The sequence below is a fragment of the Sunxiuqinia sp. genome, assembly GCF_055140945.1.
Genome location: NZ_JBSQYS010000013.1, coordinates 69,600 through 89,585, shown reverse-complemented (window position 1 = coordinate 89,585; position 19,986 = coordinate 69,600). Strand labels below are relative to the sequence as shown.

General features: G+C 40.5%; 14 protein-coding genes. 11 read left to right on the top strand and 3 right to left on the bottom strand.

Annotation, left to right across the window (positions count from 1 at the left end; all coding sequences use genetic code 11):
• Window positions 1–8 precede the first annotated feature (8 nt).
• Genes ACTB00_RS08340 through rpsA form a run of 3 tightly spaced genes read right to left on the bottom strand, consistent with a single transcriptional unit; the run spans window position 9 to window position 3,340 of the window.
• Window positions 9–938, bottom strand: coding sequence for a ribonuclease Z (locus ACTB00_RS08340; protein ID WP_463299454.1), 930 nt, complete (start codon window positions 936–938; stop codon window positions 9–11).
• Between the two features lie 13 nt (window positions 939–951).
• Complete coding sequence (locus tag ACTB00_RS08335; protein WP_463299453.1) at window positions 952–1,305, bottom strand: STAS domain-containing protein; 354 nt, start codon at window positions 1,303–1,305, stop codon at window positions 952–954.
• Window positions 1,306–1,354: 49 nt separating this feature from the next.
• Window positions 1,355–3,340: a 30S ribosomal protein S1 gene (rpsA, locus tag ACTB00_RS08330; protein WP_463299452.1), complete on the bottom strand. Its 1,986-nt coding sequence runs from the start codon at window positions 3,338–3,340 to the stop codon at window positions 1,355–1,357.
• A 340-nt stretch (window positions 3,341–3,680) separates the two neighbouring features.
• On the opposite strand from rpsA, the gene ACTB00_RS08325 reads away from it, so the two are divergent.
• The 11 genes from ACTB00_RS08325 (at window position 3,681) to ACTB00_RS08275 (ending at window position 19,986) form a co-directional block, all read left to right on the top strand.
• Complete coding sequence (locus ACTB00_RS08325) at window positions 3,681–4,637, top strand: UDP-glucuronic acid decarboxylase family protein (RefSeq protein ID WP_463299451.1); 957 nt, start codon at window positions 3,681–3,683, stop codon at window positions 4,635–4,637.
• A 2-nt stretch (window positions 4,638–4,639) separates the two neighbouring features.
• Window positions 4,640–5,521: a glucose-1-phosphate thymidylyltransferase RfbA gene (rfbA, locus tag ACTB00_RS08320; protein ID WP_463299450.1), complete on the top strand. Its 882-nt coding sequence runs from the start codon at window positions 4,640–4,642 to the stop codon at window positions 5,519–5,521.
• Window positions 5,522–5,536: 15 nt separating this feature from the next.
• Window positions 5,537–6,085, top strand: coding sequence for a dTDP-4-dehydrorhamnose 3,5-epimerase (rfbC, locus tag ACTB00_RS08315; protein WP_463299449.1), 549 nt, complete (start codon window positions 5,537–5,539; stop codon window positions 6,083–6,085).
• 3 nt (window positions 6,086–6,088) lie between these two features.
• The gene (gene rfbD / locus ACTB00_RS08310; RefSeq protein WP_463299448.1) at window positions 6,089–6,961 is read left to right on the top strand and encodes a dTDP-4-dehydrorhamnose reductase; all 873 of its coding nucleotides are present in this window, start codon (window positions 6,089–6,091) and stop codon (window positions 6,959–6,961) included.
• 6 nt (window positions 6,962–6,967) lie between these two features.
• Window positions 6,968–8,713, top strand: coding sequence for a phospho-sugar mutase (locus tag ACTB00_RS08305; RefSeq protein WP_463299447.1), 1,746 nt, complete (start codon window positions 6,968–6,970; stop codon window positions 8,711–8,713).
• A gap of 30 nt (window positions 8,714–8,743) precedes the next feature.
• Complete coding sequence (locus tag ACTB00_RS08300; protein ID WP_463299446.1) at window positions 8,744–9,496, top strand: 3-keto-disaccharide hydrolase; 753 nt, start codon at window positions 8,744–8,746, stop codon at window positions 9,494–9,496.
• A 499-nt stretch (window positions 9,497–9,995) separates the two neighbouring features.
• Window positions 9,996–12,584 carry an alpha-L-arabinofuranosidase C-terminal domain-containing protein gene (locus tag ACTB00_RS08295; RefSeq protein ID WP_463299445.1) on the top strand — a complete coding sequence of 863 codons (2,589 nt, stop codon included), beginning with the start codon at window positions 9,996–9,998 and terminating at the stop codon, window positions 12,582–12,584.
• An 11-nt stretch (window positions 12,585–12,595) separates the two neighbouring features.
• Complete coding sequence (locus ACTB00_RS08290; protein WP_463299444.1) at window positions 12,596–14,764, top strand: family 43 glycosylhydrolase; 2,169 nt, start codon at window positions 12,596–12,598, stop codon at window positions 14,762–14,764.
• 155 nt (window positions 14,765–14,919) lie between these two features.
• Complete coding sequence (locus ACTB00_RS08285) at window positions 14,920–15,504, top strand: RNA polymerase sigma-70 factor (protein WP_463299443.1); 585 nt, start codon at window positions 14,920–14,922, stop codon at window positions 15,502–15,504.
• A gap of 74 nt (window positions 15,505–15,578) precedes the next feature.
• A complete protein-coding gene (locus ACTB00_RS08280) occupies window positions 15,579–16,613 on the top strand; it encodes a FecR family protein (RefSeq protein WP_463299442.1) in 1,035 nt (344 codons plus the stop codon).
• A 148-nt stretch (window positions 16,614–16,761) separates the two neighbouring features.
• Complete coding sequence (locus ACTB00_RS08275; RefSeq protein WP_463299441.1) at window positions 16,762–19,986, top strand: SusC/RagA family TonB-linked outer membrane protein; 3,225 nt, start codon at window positions 16,762–16,764, stop codon at window positions 19,984–19,986.

The following is a 19,986-nucleotide window of genomic DNA, read 5'->3' as shown; positions in this document are numbered from 1 at the left end:
TTTCTCTTTTAATCTCGGATTACTTCGTACACATCACCTTCGGTAACTGCCGTTGTATTTGGGAAAATACTTTGAGCTTCTTCTAAGAGAATATCAGGTTCTTTATAGCGGGCCGAGAAGTGACCAATCAACAATTGCCCGGCATGAGCTTTTTGTGCAATAAGTGCAGCTTGTTTGCCGGTTGAATGGAATGTTGTTTTTGCGAGTTGTTTTTCCGAATCTGCAAAGGTTGCTTCGTGGTATAAAATATCAACGTCTTGTATAACTGGAACTACCTTTTCGTGATAAGCTGTATCAGAGCAAAAGGCAAATGAGCGTGGCTTTGACGGAGAAATTACCAGATCTTTGTTCGGAATAATTTTACCATTTTCAGCTGTGAAATCAGCTCCGGATTTGATGTTTTTGATTTCCCGGATTGGAATCTTGTATTTTTTGACTTGTTCTTTTTTGATATTGGGCTCCCTGTTTTTTTCTTTAAACAGGAAGCCACAACAGGGCACGCGATGGTTGAGCGGAAAAGATGTGATGCTTAGTTTCTCGTCGTCGAAAATAAGCTGCTCTTTCTTGAAGTTAAGCGGATGAAAGGCCAACCGGAAACCTAATTCTTCAATTTTTAAAAATTCAATTTGAAATTGAATGTAGCGTTGCAGTTCAGAATGGGCATAAATATGCAGGTCATTCGTTCGTCCAAGCAGTACCTGGGTTGAAATAAACCCGATCAGACCAAAGAAATGATCGCCATGGAGGTGTGATATAAAAATATGATTGAGCCTCCCAAAACCGATTCCATTCTTTCGCAATTGGTGTTGGGTGCCTTCACCGCAGTCTATTAAAAAGAACCGCCCAAGCACATTGAGCACTTGAGCGGTTGGATATCTTTTAGAAGTAGGCATTGCTGAACTACTTCCAAGAATTGTCAATTGAAAAGGCATCTGCATACAGGAACTCCTGTTAAAGTTTGCTCTTTTCGATCAGTAGCTTCTCTGCTTCTTCTACATCTTTTGTAATCAGTAGAACGGTGTGAAGCATCGAAATTCGTATCAGGTTTTCAACATCAGGTTGAAGACCGCAAAGTATAAACGTTCCGATAGCATCTTCGCAAAGTCGGTTGGCAACTAATATTGCACTTAGTCCCGATGAGTCAACATAACTACAGTTACTCACATCTAAAATGATGTTTTTTGCTCCATCGTTACCTAAAACAATCAACTCTGATTTTAGCTCCGGAGCATTATTGGTGTCAAGCTTTTTCGACAAAACTTTAACAACAATCTGATCCCCTTTTTTGATAATTTCAAATTCCATAGAATGAAATTTACGAATTTCTGTTGAAACTATTGATAGAGTTTATGATCTATTTTTCTTTATTCTCTTCTGCTTCCATTTGTGATTTCAAAGCAGCCAATTCACTGATATCACCAAGAGTTGTTTTTTCCTGGCTGTCTTTCACAGTCTTCATTGCTTTTGCAGTTTGTTTGCTTTGAGTTTTCTTTTTAGCAGTTTCTTCTGATCTTTTCTCATCTTCGAATACACGTGAGTGAGAAAGAATGATCCGTTTTGCTGCTTTAGAGAATTCAATCACTTTGAAGTCCATTTTTTCTTCCAGGCTGGCTTTTGAACCATCTTCTTTTACCAGGTGGCGAGGAGTTGCAAATCCTTCAACACCATATGGAAGAGCGATCGTTGCACCTTTGTCAAATAATTCAACAACGGTTCCTTCGTGGATAGAATCAACAGAGAAAATAGTTTCGAACACATCCCATGGATTTTCTTCCAATTGTTTGTGTCCAAGGCTTAAACGACGGTTGTCTTTGTCGATGTCCAACACAACAACTTCGACTTGAGCACCAATTGAAGTGAATTCAGATGGGTGTTTGATTTTCTTCGTCCAGCTTAAGTCTGAAATGTGAATTAATCCGTCAACACCTTCTTCGATTTCAACAAATACACCAAAGTTGGTGAAGTTGCGAACCGTTGCGCTGTGTTTTGTTCCGATACCAAATTTGGTGTCGATCTCTTGCCATGGATCTTTTTTCAATTGTTTGATACCCAGTGACATTTTACGCTCGTCGCGATCTAATGTCAAAATCTGAGCCTCTACTTCGTCGCCAACTTTCAAGAAGTCCTGAGCGCTGCGCAAGTGCTGTGACCAGCTCATTTCTGAAACGTGGATCAAACCTTCAACTCCCGGAGCGATTTCAACAAACGCACCGTAGTCAGCCATTACAACAACTTTGCCTTTCACGCTGTCGCCAACTTTCAACTCAGTATCCAAGTTGTCCCATGGGTGAGGAGTCAATTGTTTCAAGCCAAGGGCAATCCGTTTTTTGTCATCATCGAAATCAAGGATTACAACATTCAGTTTTTGATCCAATTCAACGATTTCATTCGGATGAGAAATACGTCCCCAGCTTAAGTCAGTGATGTGAATCAATCCGTCAACACCACCAAGGTCAATGAATACACCGTATGAAGTAACGTTTTTAACAGTTCCTTCAAGCACCTGACCTTTCTCCAATTTAGAGATAATTTCTTTCTTCTGTTGCTCAAGCTCTGCTTCAATCAATGCTTTGTGCGATACAACGACGTTACGGAATTCCTGGTTGATTTTAACCACTTTGAATTCCATGTTTTTACCAACGTACATATCATAGTCGCGGATTGGCTTCACATCGATTTGTGAACCTGGCAAGAAAGCTTCAATTCCGAATACATCGACAATCATACCACCTTTTGTGCGACACTTGATGTATCCTTTGATAATTTCGTCTTTGTCCAGCGCATCATTAACACGGTCCCAAGAGCGGACTGCACGTGCTTTTTTGTGCGACAGGATCATTTGTCCTTTTTTGTCTTCAAGACTTTCAACATAAACTTCAACCGTATCCCCAACTTTCAGTTCCGGGTTATAACGGAATTCGTTTAAGCTTACAATACCGTCAGATTTATAGCCGATATCAACAACAACTTCGCGTTTGTTCATTGAGATAACAGTACCTTCCAGTACTTCTTTCTCTTGAACCGTGTTTAAGGTATTGTCGTAAAGATCCACGAGTTCGGTATTCTTTTTACCAGCAAAACCTTCATCGTCTGCTTCCAGTGCAGCCCAGTCAAATTCTTCCGACTCGGCGGCGGGCTCTTCAGCAACCTCTGTTGCTTCTTCTTCCTCAGTGGCTAGCGAGGAAACACCTTCTTTTTCAACAAGCTCTTCGGCTTTGTCTTCTTCTTTTTCACTTACTTTTTCAGAAACTACTTCGTGTTCCCGTTGCACATCCTGTGCTGCATCTTGTTGTTCGAGTTCCTCTTTTGGTTCGAGGTTCTCTTTCTTTTCTTCTGTCATGTAATAATCAATTAATTAATAAGTTAGACTTTATATTTGTTTAAATGCGCCGCAAAATTAGGATTTATATGCTATAATTCAAAGATTCTCAGTGCTTTTTTGGTGAAAACGAGCAGATTTAATAACTCGCTATTCTTTCTATATTTGAGTTGGTCGCCAATTGGTCGATAAATCAACTGGCGGCACGGTATTGGAGCTCGATTATTGTTGTCGAAACTGATTTATTTTCTACTTTTGGTCAGTAGTCTGAATAGTACAATTGTTTGCCACTTTTGAAGTTTGATTGGCTGAAATGAGAACTTTTAAACTGGCCGCTTAAATAGAAAAAAAACTGACCCAAATGGATGCTCGAAAAAAACGCATTTTAGTTACCGGGGGTGCCGGATTTATAGGCTCCCACTTATGCGAACAGCTTTTAAATGATGGCCATGAAGTTATTTGCCTGGATAATTTCTTTACCGGCTCAAAGCAAAAAGTGGTTCATCTTCTGGATAATCCCTATTTCGAACTAGTAAGGCACGATATCATTATGCCTTATTATATTGAAGTTGATGAAATTTACAACCTGGCCTGTCCGGCTTCTCCTGTTCATTATCAATATAATCCTATCAAAACGATTAAAACATCGGTAATGGGATCAATCAATATGCTGGGCTTGGCAAAACGGGTAAAAGCTAAAATATTGCAGGCGTCGACCAGCGAAGTGTATGGCGATCCGGAATTGCATCCACAGCCTGAATCGTACTGGGGCAACGTTAACCCCATAGGCGTGCGTTCGTGTTATGACGAAGGAAAACGTTGTGCGGAGTCACTTTTTGTTAATTATTATTCGCAAAACCATGTACCCATTAAAATCGTTCGTATATTCAATACTTACGGTCCTAAAATGGAGCCGGACGATGGGCGAGTGGTTTCCAACTTTATTGTACAGGCGCTTAAAAACGAGGACATCACCATTTTTGGAGATGGACTGCAAAGCCGAAGCTTTCAGTATGTCGATGATTTGGTTGAAGGATTTAAACGCATGATGAAAACACCGGATGAATTTATTGGTCCGGTGAATATTGGGAACCCGAATGAGTTCACAATGCTTGAGTTAGCTCAACGTATTATTGAGCTGACTGGAAGCCGATCTAAAATAGTTTACTTGCCTTTGCCTGAGGATGATCCAATTCAACGAAAACCCGATATTTCGCTGGCAAAGGAAAAATTGGATGGTTGGGAACCCAAAATTCAATTGGAAGAAGGATTGACAAAAACAATTTCATATTTCGATGAATTGCTAAAAATAAGTTAGTTATGAAAGGAATTATTTTAGCCGGAGGTTCCGGAACCCGATTGTATCCAATTACGAAATCAATATCAAAACAAATAATACCGGTTTACGACAAACCGATGATTTATTACCCATTGTCAGTATTAATGCTGGCCGGCATACGCGAAATCCTGATTATTTCAACGCCTCAGGATGTGCCGGTTTATCAGGATTTATTGGGTGATGGATCGCAATTGGGGATTGACTTGCAATATGCCGTTCAGCCATCGCCCGATGGTTTGGCTCAGGCCTTTCTGATTGGCGAAGAGTTTATTGGGAATGATCAGGTTTGTTTAATTTTAGGTGACAATATTTTTTACGGATACAACTTCAGTAAAATATTAGGCGATGCCGGACAGTTGCAGGATGGAGCTTTGGTTTTCGGTTATTACGTAAATGATCCGGAACGCTACGGAGTCGTGGATTTTGATGAGCAAGGGAATGTATTGTCAATTGAAGAAAAACCGGAGGAGGCCAAGTCGAATTATGCGGTAACAGGTCTTTATTTTTATTCTAATGATGTGGTTGAGAAAGCAAAATCGCTGAAACCTTCGCCAAGGGGAGAGTTGGAAATTACTGACTTGAACCGATTGTACCTGAAAGAAAAACGGTTGAAAGTTCAACTATTGGGGCGCGGTTTTGCCTGGCTTGATACAGGTACTCACGACAGCTTATTGCAGGCTTCGAACTTTATCGCCACCATTGAGCAACGTCAGGGGCTGAAAGTGTCGTGCCTCGAGGAAATTGCTTTCAAAAAAGGATACATTAATAAAGAGCAACTACTAAAGCTGGCAGAGCCACTCATGAAAAATCAGTATGGCGAGTATCTCTATAAACTGGCGCATAAAAAAATAACTTCATTTTAATCGAATCAACTTTTCATGGAAATTAAAAATACTCCGATAGCAGGATTATTGGTTTTAACACCCCGGGTTTTTAAGGACGAGCGCGGATATTTTTTAGAATCATTTAACGCAAAAAATCTAAAAGAAGCAGGAATATCAACTTCTTTTGTACAAGATAACGAGTCGAAGTCAACCAAAGGGGTTATTCGAGGGTTACATTATCAGTTAAAGCCCTATGCGCAAGCAAAACTCGTGCGGGTGATTGAAGGAGCTGTTTTTGATGTAGCAGTTGATTTGCGGAAGGATTCGCCAACCTTTGGACAATGGTTTGGCCTTGAATTGAGTGGCGAAAACAAAAAGCAGTTTTATATTCCGCGTGGGTTTGCACATGGCTTTTCCGTATTAAGCGAAACGGCGGTGTTTTCCTATAAATGCGATGGATATTACCATCCGGAAGCTGAAAGAGGAATAGTATACAATGATCCACAACTAAATATAGACTGGAAAGTGGATGAAAAAGATGCCTTGGTATCTGACAAAGATCAAAAGAATGTATTATTTGAAGAAGCGGAATACAACTTTTAAGTTATGGTGAAAATTCTTGTTACCGGTGCTGAAGGACAATTGGGTTCAGAAATCAATGCAATTGCGAATCAATATCATGATTTTCAATTCTTTTTTACTGACATTAATGAATTGGATTTAACAGACAAAGTGGCTTTGGATGACTTTGTTGAAAATGTGAAGCCTGATTACCTGGTTAATTGTGCAGCATATACGGCAGTTGATGTTGCTGAGAGAGATACTGAATTAGCAGGTTTATTAAATACAAAGGTGCCCGGCTGGATTGGGAAATTAGCTGTAGCCTACAATTTCAAAGTTATTCATATTTCAACCGACTATGTATTCGATGGAACCAGCTATACGCCGTATACCGAAAATGATTTAGTGAACCCGGAATCATTTTATGGAAAAAGTAAACTCAATGGTGAGATTGCTTTGTTGAAAGAATCGAAGTCGGCCATGGTTATCCGGACTTCGTGGTTGTATTCAGCTACCGGGAAAAATTTCCTGAAAACGATGATCAAGCTTGGATTGGAACGGGACGAAGTAAAGGTGGTCAACGATCAGATTGGCACTCCAACCTTTGCCGGAGATCTGGCGCAAGCAATTTTAACAATCATTTCAAAAACAGAAAATAAAGAATGCCTTTGGAAGCCCGGTATCTACCATTATTCCGGTGAAGGCGTTTGTAGTTGGTATGATTTTGCCAAATCGATTCATGAAATTTATGAAATTAATTGCAATGTCAGACCAATCCCAACCGAAGATTATCCTACTCCGGCCGTGCGTCCGGCGTATAGCGTTCTGAATAAATCTAAAATTAAACGTATTTTTGGAATTCAAATTCCCTACTGGCGCGATAGCCTGAAAAAATGTATTGTTCAAATAAAAAAATAGATAAAAATGACAACAAATAAAGATGTTTTAGATGCGGTAATCAGTAAAGCACAAACATGGTTAACCGATGTTTACGACGAAGAAACCCGCAACGAAGTTAAACGGATGTTGGAGCAGGAGGATAAAAATGAGCTGATCGATTCCTTTTATCGTGATCTTGAATTTGGTACCGGAGGTTTACGCGGAATCATGGGTGCGGGAACAAATCGGATGAATATTTATACTGTCGGTGCAGCAACTCAAGGCTTGAGTAACTACCTAAATAAGGAGTTTGCCGGGCAGGAAATTAAAGTTGCCATTGGTTATGATTGCCGTAACAACAGCCGTTTGTTCTCCGAAAAAAGTGCCGATATCTTTTCCGCAAATGGAATCAAAGTTTATTTATTTGAAGATTTGCGTCCAACACCGGAATTGTCGTATGCCATTCGTGAACTAGGCTGCCAAAGTGGTATTATTTTAACTGCTTCGCACAACCCCAAAGAGTACAACGGATACAAAGCTTACTGGACTGACGGTTCGCAGATTGTAGGTCCTCATGATAAAAATATTATTGATGAAGTTGGCAAAGTAAACGCCGAGGATATCAAATTTGAAGGCAATAAAGACTTGATTGAGATTTTGGGTGCTGAAATGGATCAGAAGTTTTTGGAGCAAGTTAAAACAGTTTCTATTGCTCCTGAAGTTGTTGCCAGACATAAGGATCTGAAAATTGTCTACACGCCGATTCATGGAACAGGGGTGAAATTAATTCCTGCTGCACTGCGGGCGTTTGGTTTTACAAATATTATTAACGTGCCTGAGCAGGATGTGGTAAGTGGCGATTTCCCGACAGTAGTATCTCCAAACCCCGAAGAAACTGCGGCCATGGATATGGCCATGAAAAAGGGTGCCGAAATTGATGCCGATGTGGTGTTAGCGTCTGACCCGGATGCCGACCGACTTGGAGTAGCTGTTAAAAATGACAAAGGTGAATTCATCATTATAAATGGGAATCAAACCGCCTTGCTTTTCATTTATTACATCATTACAAAAATGAAAGAAAGCAATGCGCTTAAAGGAAATGAGTTCATTGTAAAAACCATTGTTTCAACTGAGAAGATTGCCGATATCGCTCGTGCTAATGGCATTGAGTATTTCGACGTTTTTACCGGATTTAAATATATTGCCGAAATAATTCGCGACCTTGAAGGTCAAAAGAAATATATTGGTGGTGGCGAAGAAAGCTTTGGTTTTATGCCGGCTGATTTTGTGCGCGATAAAGATGCCGTTTCTTCCTGCGCGTTGATGGGAGAGATTGCTGCCTGGGCAAAAGACCAGGGCAAAACCCTGTACGAGCTGATTCAGGATATCTATCTGGAATACGGTTATTCAAAAGAAAAAATGAAATACATCGTTCGTCCTGGGAAAACCGGAGCTGATGAAATTCAGCAGATGATGGTGACTTTCCGTAACGATCCGCCAAAAGAATTGGGTGGAAGCAAACTAAAAATTGTAAAAGACTATGCTGACCTGACCGAAAAAAACTTGCTTAGTGGTGTGAGCAAGAAAATCGATCAGAAGATTACAGCAAATGTGTTGCAGTTTTTTACCGAAGACGGAACAAAAATATCGGTGCGTCCTTCAGGTACCGAGCCTAAAATTAAATTCTATTTTGAAGTGGCAGCCAAATTAAATTCCCGCGCCGAATACGATGCGGTAGAAAAAGCTGCTGAAGATAAAATTGAAGCCATTATGGAGGAGCTTGACCTGTAACTAATTTTTAACCTAAACCAACTATAAATTATGCGAAATTTTGTAATCGTACTTGCTGTGCTGGCAAGTACAAGTGTGTTTGCTCAGAAAGACCGGCCAACCATGGTTCCTGAAATGACTGAAATTTGGGATCCCGAAGTGATGGTTGTTACACCGGGCGAAACACCGATGGGTGCCCCATCGGATGCTATTGTTTTGTTGAGTGCCAACCAACCTTTTGGTTACGAGTGGACCAATGCTGAAGGTGCAGAACCTGCGTGGGAGTTTGATCAGGGGGTGGCCACTGTAAAAAAAGGTTCGGGAACAATAGAAACCAAACGACAGTTTAAAGATTTTCAATTGCATGTAGAATGGCGTTCCCCTGCCGAAGTTATAGGCGAAAGCCAGGGGCGGGGCAACAGCGGAATTTTTTTACAGGGCATTTACGAAGTGCAGGTGTTGGATAATTTTAACAACCGAACCTATCGTAACGGACAAGCCGGCAGTGTTTATAAGCAACATGCTCCCCTGGTGAATGCCTGCAAAGCTCCCGGAGTTTGGCAAACATACGACATCATCTATACGGCGCCTCGCTTTAACGACGACGGAACTTATTTTACCCATCCTCGTGTTACAGTGATTCAAAACGGGGTGTTGGTGCAAAACCATGTTGAAGTGCGTGGACCAACAGAATACATCGGAATTCCTGAATACACGGTCAAACCACATGGCGATGGCCCAATTATTTTACAGGATCATGGCAATCCGGTGAGTTTCCGGAATATCTGGATACGGGAATTGTAAACTCACAAACGTATTAAATGATTCGAATTTTGTCCCTTCAGGTTCACGAAAAAAAAACGCTTTTTTAGCGGTTTTTTTATTTATCCCTGACAAGGGATAAAATTGGATTCTCCGCCACTAAAATCTCAAATAGATCTCCACATTTTCGCATTCTCTATCGTTTTTTTCTTTTTCAAATATCGAATATTGATTTTAACAGGTTCCGGAATTTGCAAATTTTGGCATGTAGCCCAATCAAAGCTGAGTAACAAATACCAACAGGACACGATGCCGATCTAGCATGCTTGGAAGTAAAGAGGCATTCATCGACATCAAGTTTAACTTTCCAAATCGGATTACTCCTTTCCATCAGCACTATCCGGAAGAGTTGTGTACTCTTACACTAATTTTATCATTTCCCGGCAGGTGCTGAAAAAAGGTGTGTATTGCAATTTTGAATTTAAAAAAGTAGTTTTGACTTTTAATGGTCCGTTTAATCACTAATTAGCTACTAACGAAAATGAAACTACTACTTTCTATCTTTATTTTAGGCTTATTTTCAGTATTCTCATCTCAAGCAAATGAGCCAGATTCTGCTTATGTCTTTTCTTATGCAACGCAAAAAAATAATGCCAAAAATGGATTGCATTATGCCTGGAGTGTTGATCAGGAAAGATGGCATTCGATTGGACCCGAATTCCGTTTTTTATTTTCTGATTTTGGAACATGGGGATCACAAAAGCGGATGCTAACTCCTTTTTTGTTTCACGACAATGAGGGCAGATGGCATGCGATCTGGAGTTTGAATGAAAAGACGGGACAATTTGCCAACGCGCAAACCGATGATTTATATACCTGGTCGCCGCAATCTTATCCGTATGTACTGGAAACGGGAAATGTTTTGCTTCCGGAGGTTACTTTCCTGTCGACGGAAAATGTTTATCAAATTACTTGGTTAAGTGATTGGCGTGAGGAACAGAAAATCTATAAAACAACCACAACTGATTTTAAAAGCTACTCGCAAACAGTTGAAGGAGATGAAACCGACCGCGTTGGTGCACGAGAAGAAGTGCTGATTGATGGAGAAAAACAATTCGGTGTTGTGGCAAAGGTTCCGTGGTCGGTTATTGATGGATTGACTCGTTTTTATAAACTGACGAAATACCATGAGATACAGCGCTCAGAACGATTAACGGATGATGCTGATCGCTATTCTGATTTAAAACCATTAGATGCTAAAATTACCGTAATGCCGGAGAAAAGCAAGGCAATTAGCGATCTGCTGATTGGTGTGTTTTTTGAAGATATTAACTATGCAGCCGATGGTGGTTTGTATGCCGAATTAGTACAAAATAGAGGTTTTGAATACAATCCTGCAGATACCAAATTCCGCGATAGAACCTGGGACTGTAAGAAGGCCTGGAGCTTTACAGGGGATGAAGATGATTTCTTTATTGATACCTTGGTTCCGGTTCATCCCAATCAAAAACATTACGCTGTTGTAATTACTGGCGAGAAAAGCGAATCCTTGCAAAATGAAGGCTTTGATGGAATTCCACTGAAAGCTGGTGCCAAATATGATTTCTCCGTATTTGCACGCACATTGGAGGGAGCAAAAGGCAAATTAGAAGTTCGACTAGTGGATGAAGACGGTAATGTTTATGCTGAAGGTCAATCAGAAGCGGTGAAGTCGGACTGGACAAAGTTGACTTTGACGCTTACTGCAAATGAAACAATTGACAAGGCAATATTAGCGTTAACTCCCCAATTTAAAGGAAAAATAGCATTGGATATGATATCCCTTTTTCCGCGAAAAACTTTCAAAGAAAGAAAGAATGGATTGCGGGCTGATTTGGCTCAGACCATTGCTGATCTGCATCCTCGTTTCGTTCGATTTCCCGGAGGTTGTGTGGCGCATGGCGACGGCTTGCATAATATTTACCGATGGAAAAATACGGTCGGTCCTTTGGAGACGCGCAAACCCGATCGTAATATTTGGAATTACCATCAATCGATGGGGCTGGGGTATTTTGAGTATTTTCAGTTTTGTGAAGATGTTGGTGCTGAACCACTCCCTGTGATTGCGGCTGGTGTTCCTTGCCAAAATTCGCAAACCGGTGGACATGGGCAGCAAGGAGGAATCCCGATGTGCGCCATGGATCAGTACGTGCAGGATATCCTCGATTTGATTGAATGGTCCAATGGCGATAAAAATACAAGGTGGGGTAAGCTTCGCGCGGAAGCGGGTCACCCGGAGCCTTTCAACCTAAAATATGTGGGTATCGGAAATGAGGATCTGATCACAGACATTTTTCAGGAGCGTTTCATAAAGATTTTCGACGCTATCAAAGAGAAACATCCTGAGATTACTGTGATTGGCACCGTTGGGCCTTTTTCTGAAGGAACTGACTATCGCGTGGGTTGGGAGCTAGCTTCGAAGCTGGAAGTGCCAATGGTTGACGAACACTACTATCAACCTCCGGGCTGGTATTTGAATAACCAGGATTACTATGACCGGTATGATCGCTCGGAGCCAAAGGTATATTTGGGCGAATATGCGACCCATATTCCGGGTCGAAAACTGAACATGGAAACAGCCTTGTGCGATGCGCTTCATTTAATTAATGTGGAACGGAATGCTGATGTGGTGAGCATGACGTCGTATGCTCCCTTGCTGGCCAAAAAAGGGAATACTCAGTGGAATCCGGACTTAATTTATTTCGACAATACCAACATTTATCTGACCCCTGATTATTATGTCCAAAAGCTTTTCGGACAAAACTCAGGAGATGAGTATATTCCATCGATGATTAGTTTGTCTGATAACAATGAAGACGTGCAAAAGCGTGTTGGATCGTCGTTAGTTTACGACAGCAAATCGGGTGATTATATTCTGAAATTAGCTAACCTTCTGCCAGTCTCTGTACATACAGAAGTTGATTTGTCAAAAACTCCGATTGCTTTTGGAGATGCGCAACTGACAGTTCTTTCGGGTGAGGTAGATGATGAGAAGGCCAAACCAGAAGCGAGCACCATTCAAATTGACAAAGAGCTTACTTACACGTTGCCGGCATACTCTTTCTCAGTTTTACGTATGAAATCAAATTAATTACTACTACGATGACTAAATTCAATTTACTCAAAACTTTTTTTCTTTGGGGGGTGGCATTGCCAGCTCTAACAGCACTCGTGTCATGTCAATTCAAGTCCTCTGATGACGAATTTTCAGGTTACCTGTTTACTTATTTTACGGGAAATGGGCCGGGAGAAGAAGCGATCCGGTTTGCCGTGAGTATGGATGGCTATCATTACAAAGCACTAAATGACAATGAACCGGTTTTAGATTCCAAAGAAATTAGTACTTCCGGCGGTGTTCGTGACCCACATATCCTGCGTGGAGCTGATGGCAAAACGTTCTACATGGTAGCTACTGATTTATATGTCCCTGAAATGGGATGGAAAAACTATGCGATGGTGCTCATGAAGTCAACTGACTTAATTCATTGGGAATCATCAAAAGTGAATATTCCTGAGTCGTTCCCCGTTGAATTTGGAGATGTCTGGCGGGTTTGGGCTCCACAAACCATTTATGATGAGCAGACCGGAAAGTATATGATTTACTTTTCGATGAAGCAAGGAGATGATCCGGATAAAATCTATTATGCTTATGCCAATGAGGATTTTACGGAGTTGGAAGCTGCTCCCGAACAATTGTTTTATAGCCCGACCAATAATGCCTGTATTGATGGAGATATTATTTTCCACGATGGGAAATATCATCTGTTTATGAAATCGGAAGATGGAAAACCGGGTATCAAACTTGCTATTTCTAACCAGTTGACTGAAGGTTATGAGCAAATTAGCAGCGAGCGCGTTGATGAAGAAACCGACCCTGTAGAGGGAAGTGGTATTTTCAAACTCAATAATTCTGACGAATGGATCTTGATGTACGACCTCTACACCAAAGGCGGATACCAGTTTACAAAAAGCAAAGACTTAAAGCACTTTAAAGTGATTGACGAAGAAATTTCTATGAATTTTCATCCGCGCCATGGTACGGTAATGCCGATTACCGAAAAGGAACTAAAGCGTTTGATCAATCAATGGGGCGAACCGGAAGACTTTTTAGTTGAGGTGCAGTCGAACGAGGTGAAAAAGAAAAATGTTGTGCTCGATGTGGAGGAAAAATCAATTCAACTACCGGTAAAAAATGGTGTCGATTTAACAAGCTTTGACCCCCAGTTTAAGAGCTGGACAGGAGTTTCATATACTCCTCAAGGAGCTCAGGATTTTTCAACTGGACCAGTAGCTTACAAATTTACAATCGAAGGGCAGGGCGAAGTCGTTTATCAGGTTGAAGCCGTTGAACACCACAATCCGGTGTTGGAAGGCTACTATGCTGACCCCGATATTTTATATGCTGAAAAAACAGGAAAGTACTATATTTATCCAACAACCGATGGTTTTAACAATTGGGGCGGATATTACTTTAAGGTCTTTTCATCGGATAACTTGATCGACTGGACGGACGAAGGCACGATTCTTAATCTGAAAAAGGATGTGACTTGGGCTAACCGCAATGCTTGGGCTCCTTGTATTATCGAAAAGAAAATAGATGGCGAGTACAAGTATTTTTTCTATTTCACAGCGGCCCAAAAAATAGGTGTGGCAGTTGCTGATGATCCTACAGGCTCTTTTGTTGATAGTGGAACAGCATTGATCGATTTTAAAACTTTAGGGGTGGATCGAGGACAGGAAATTGATCCCGATGTATTCACCGATCCTGAATCGGGTAAAAGTTACCTGTATTGGGGAAATGGCTATATGGCAGCGGCTGAGTTGAATGACGACATGGTGTCGATCAACAAAAATACCTTGAAGCAGATGAATATTGATAACACGTATCGAGAAGGAACGTATGTTATTTATCGGGATGGAACCTATTATTTCATGTGGTCGGAAGATGATACTCGCAGTCCGAATTATAAAGTGCGTTACGCTACTTCTGATTCTCCTTTGGGAAAGTTAACCATTCCTGAAAACAACATCGTGATTCAGCGGGATGAGGATCAGGATATTTTTGCCACCGGGCATAACTCTGCGATTCAGGTGCCAGGCAAAGATGAGTGGTATTTGGTCTATCATCGATTTACTTATCCCAAAGGTGTTGAGATGGGCCGAGCAGGCGGCTTCCATCGCGAAGTGTGCATCGACAAACTAGCGTTTAGCCCGACAGGCGAACTATTAGAGGTCGATCCAACTTTGAAAGGGATTGATCCGGTAGAATAGGATCAGATACAAGAAGGGTGTAGCACTTATCAAAAATCATTACACCCTTCTTTTTCAAGCCAATTAATTTGTTTTTTTTACACATGAAAGTAAAAAGGTGGTGGCTTGGGGTGCATTCGCGGTTTTCCTATATTTGAAATTAAATTGACCTAACGTTGACAGACCATACTCCAAATATTAATTCTGCTACACTTAAAGAACTAAAAGGAGGTTCTTCCGAGGCGTTTAAAACCATTTTTGATGCTTACGGAAAGAAGATACACCGTTTTTCGCTGGCATATCTAAAAAGTGAGCAAGAAGCTGAGGAAATCGTACAGGAAGTGTTTCTCAAAATTTGGAAAGTTAGAGGCGATTTACAACCCGATCGGTCGTTTGATTCATTCATTTTCACGATGGCTAAAAATGCCATTTTGAACACCATCCGTAAATCAAAAAATGAGCAGCTTTATGTAAGTTATGCAAAGCTGCATCCAGGTCGGGATATTTTACTTGACGACGAGCTCGATTTTGCGGAATTAGAGCGTGCCTATAAAAAGGCCATTGAAGAATTGAGTCCGCAACGAAAGAAAATTTTTTTACTGAGCCGGGAAAAGATTCTGACAAATGCAGAAATTTCGAACCAACTGGGAATCTCTATTAAGACAGTTGAAAACCAGATGACTACATCTATCTCCCAAATCCGAAAGAGCCTGATGTCTATGGGATTTTCGGGGCTAATATTTTTCGATCTTTTTCATTAAAATGAAGAAAATGAGTTTTTGAATAGGGGTTGTCAGAGAGGAATGTGTATACCTATATGAAAAGAAAAAATCATATGGGATCAAAATATACAATAGAGCCTACACAACTCCTTGAAAAACTTAAATCAAGTGAGCTTACGGCTCAGGAGAAGGAAAATCTCAGAGCATACATCAAGTCGACCTTCAGAGACAAAGAGCTGGACCATCTAATGACACGGCACTGGGATCAACAAAATGGAACTGTTGAGGAACACGATTTATACTTTCATCTGTTAAGAGATAAGATCTGGCGAGTTGTAAAAACTAAACAAGAGAGTCATCTGGGGAAAGACTTCAGGAAACCTAAATGGACTTCTTATCTTAGTCGCATCGCTGCAATATTATTTATTCCGCTATTAATTGGATCTGCTTTTTTATACTACCGTTTGCATCAGCACGATCATACAGGAGAATTAGTCATGCAGGAGGTATTCGCAATGCCTGGATCACGGGTAAACTTTACACTTCCCGATCAAACACAAGTCTGGCTAAATTCAGGCAGTTCTATTAAGTACCCGGTAAATTTCACAACGCAAAACACCCGAGAGGTAATACTTAGTGGTCAAGGATATTTTGAAGTAGCCCATCATGCTGATCAACCTTTTATTGTAAGAACATCAGAACTGAATATCCGGGTTTTGGGTACTTCCTTCGATGTGTCGAATTATGCCGACGAAAGAACGATGAGTTCTACCCTGGAAGAAGGAAGCATTTCTCTGCTAAATGCCAACGGCGAAGAAATAGCCAAACTGAAACCCGGCCAAAGAATGACGCTGGACCGGAGATCACGGAAAATGCTTGTTGAAGAAGTGGAGACTTACTTAACGACTTCATGGAAAGATGGCAAGCTAATTTTTAAAGAGGCGCCACTTGAAGAAACTGTGGTAAAACTCGAACGATGGTTTAATTGTAAGATCAGTGTGTCAACGGACTTGTTAAATTCCGGCATAAGATACACGGCTACAATACAAAACGAAACGATTGAAGAGGTTTTGAAAATGATTGAGATATCTACATCAGTAAAAACAAAAATTGAAGATAGAAAAGTAACAATATGGTCTGAAAACTAACGAAAAGGACAGTGTTCGTACCACTGCCCTTTTTTGAATTAATCAAATAGAATAATTAATCCGTTGAAAAATCAAATTTATGAAAAAAACGTGGTTCTTACCAAGTTGCGGGTATTTATATCCCGGAGCTGGAAAAATCTTTAGAATTATGAGATTGACAGTATTTTTAATTGCGCTACTATCACTGCAGACACTTGCTAAAAGTAATTTTGCACAAACCCAGAAAGTGGAACTTAAGATTGAAAACGCAACGATTTCAGAGGTGCTTGATCGGTTAGAAGATGAAACGAATTATTTCTTTTTCTACAACAACAAGACCGTTTCGCTAGACAAAAAGGTTTCCTTAGATGTGGAGAACAAATCCATCGAAGAGGTACTCGACCTGTTGTTTAAAGGCTGTGATGTAGCCTACACTATTAATAACAGACAAATCATTCTTGCAGGTCGAGGTGATTCGATGTCCCAATTCATGCAACAACCTTCCAACGTTTCAGGGAAAGTGACTGATGCTTCCGGTATGCCGCTGCCAGGGGTAACGGTTGTCATTAAAGGCACAGCAACTGGAACCATCACAGACATGGACGGAAATTATGAATTGGGTAATCTCCCGGAAAATGCTGTTCTTGTTTTCTCATTTGTGGGGATGCAGTCACAAGAAATGCCAGTTACCAGCTCAACAATTGATGTCATTCTATCAACTAGTACTATTGGTTTGGAAGAGGTTGTTGCTATTGGATATGGAACAATTAAAGCTGGAGATGTTACAAGTTCGGTAGCAAGTGTTAAACCTGAAAACTTCAATAAGGGAGCAATCAAGGATGTTGGTCAGTTGGTTGCCGGAAAAGTAGCGGGTTTGGTAATAACAAACCCAAGTGGTGATCCGACCTCAACAACCCAGTTGAAAATACGTGGAACAAACACCTTTGGTGGAGCAAATTCAAACCCACTAGTACTAATCGATGGAGTTCCCGGAAGTCTTACTACTGTCCCGCCCGAAGATGTAGAAAGTGTAGAGGTGTTAAAAGATGGATCTGCAGCTGCAATATATGGTACCCGCGGTACCAATGGAGTTATTCTAATTACTACCAAACAGTTTAAGAAAGGTGGTGGGAATATTAATAGAGTAGAATATAGTGGTTATGTCAGTACATCGCAAATTGCCAAAAGACCGGAAATGTTGAGTGCCGACGAGTTTCGGGCACTGTACCCTGATGAATTGGATAATGGTTCGGACACCGATTGGTTAGATGAAATTACACGTACACCTTTTTCTCATGTACACAATGTAACATTTCAGGGAGGTACAGCTAATACAAATTATATTGCCAATGCCAATTACAATTCTTCTGAAGGAATCATGTTGAAATCGGCCAACGAAACTTTTAAAGGACGTTTTCAGGTTGACCATTTTATGTTTGATGATAAACTAGAACTGAGAATGGGAGTTATTGGTATGGTTAACGAGCATCCTTCAACTCAAAACAATAGTAGTTTCAACGGATACACCTACCGTATGGCGGTTTCAAGAAAACCGACTGACCCTGTAACGAATGATGACGGAACATGGCATGAAAACTTTAGTAAGTTTGAATATGAAAATCCGGTTGCACGAATTAAAGAAAGTGATGGAGATGTAAAAAATACGGAGGTTCGTTTTAATTCGAATATCATTTTTAAACCTATCGCTGATTTAACTATAAGTGCTGTTTTGTCGCACTTACGTTTTCATCGTGCTTATGGCTACTCAGAATCTTTGAATCACGTATCTGCCTTACGCGATGGTTTAAATGGTTGGTCTTCTGTTGGATCGAGAACATCAATCGAAAAAGTTGCAGAGATTACAGCATTGTATAAAAAAGATCTTGATGCGCATAGGTTTAGTCTCCTGGGGGGTTATAGCTACAACGAGTTTGACTCTGAAGAAATGTGGTTTAACAATTACGGATTTCAGGACGACTATTTTGGAGGATGGCATAATATAGGCATTGGTTCCGCCATGAAAGAAGGGAAAGCTGGTGCGGGTTCTTCAAAATATACTTCCAATCTTATTGGTTTCTTCGGGCGTGGTACTTATGCATTTAAGGACAAGTACTTGGTTATGGCTAGTTTACGATATGAAGGTGCCAGTCAATTATGGGGTACGGATAATGAATGGGGGGTTTTTCCATCGGCTTCTTTAGGATGGCGAATAACAGAGGAGGCCTTCATGAAAAATCAACGAATTTTTGATAATTTGAAATTACGCGCAGGTTATGGAGTAACCGGTTCACAACCCAGTGATGCGTTTCTTGGAGTTGGAATGTTGAAGTATGATAAGTATGCCTACGTGAATGGAGAATGGCTTCAAACAATTGTTCCTGCATCCAATGCTAATCCTGACCTAAAATGGGAAGAGAAGAAGGAAACCAATATCGGTCTCGATTTTGCTTCCTTAAATGGACGCCTTTCCGGTTCTATTGATTTATATAGCCGAAAGGTAGATGGATTGCTTTATGATTTTACAGTTTCTGTTCCACCATATGATTACGGCACAATTAAAGCCAACGGAGGTGTTATGGAAAATAAAGGTATTGAAGTACTGCTTTCGGCTATACCTGTTCAAACCACCGATTTCGAATGGAGTACGAGTGTTACTTTTTCAAAAAATGACAATAAGCTAAAGAGGATTAACGGAAAAGTTTTTAAAACTGATTATGACTTTTTTGATACCGGTTGGATACAGGAACCTGTTAAAACCAGCTCTCACAGAGTGCAGGTTGGAGAACGCATAGGTAATTTTTGGGGATATAAAGTGGTTGATGTGGACGATGAGGGGAAATGGATTTACGAAAAACCAGATGGTGAATTGGTTCCTTACGACGAGTTTTCTCATGATATAGAGGACAAGCAAGTAATAGGAAACGGTCTTCCAACAATGTATGCCGGCTGGAACAACAACTTAAGATATAAGGATTTTGATTTAAGCATTACAATGCGTGGGGCTTTTGATTACCAGATTATTAATGAAGCACGAATGTATTTTGAAAATCCCAAAAACAGTCGTAAAGAGAACCGATTAGAATCAGTAAATGATTTAGCCTTTGGTAAAGTCAAATTAAATAATACGATTGACCCAGAATTCAATAGTTATTATGTTGAGGATGGCGATTATTGGAAAATTGACAATATTACACTCGGGTATACACTCAGAAATATAGGTAAATACATACGATCAATCAGGTTTTATGGATCTGTATTAAATGCTGCAACCTTCACTGGATATAAAGGAGTAGATCCTGAGGTGAGTACATCCGGACTCGATCCAGGTTTTGACAAAAGAATTCAGTATCCTCGTGTTAGGTCATATACATTCGGTGTAAATGTTAATTTTTAA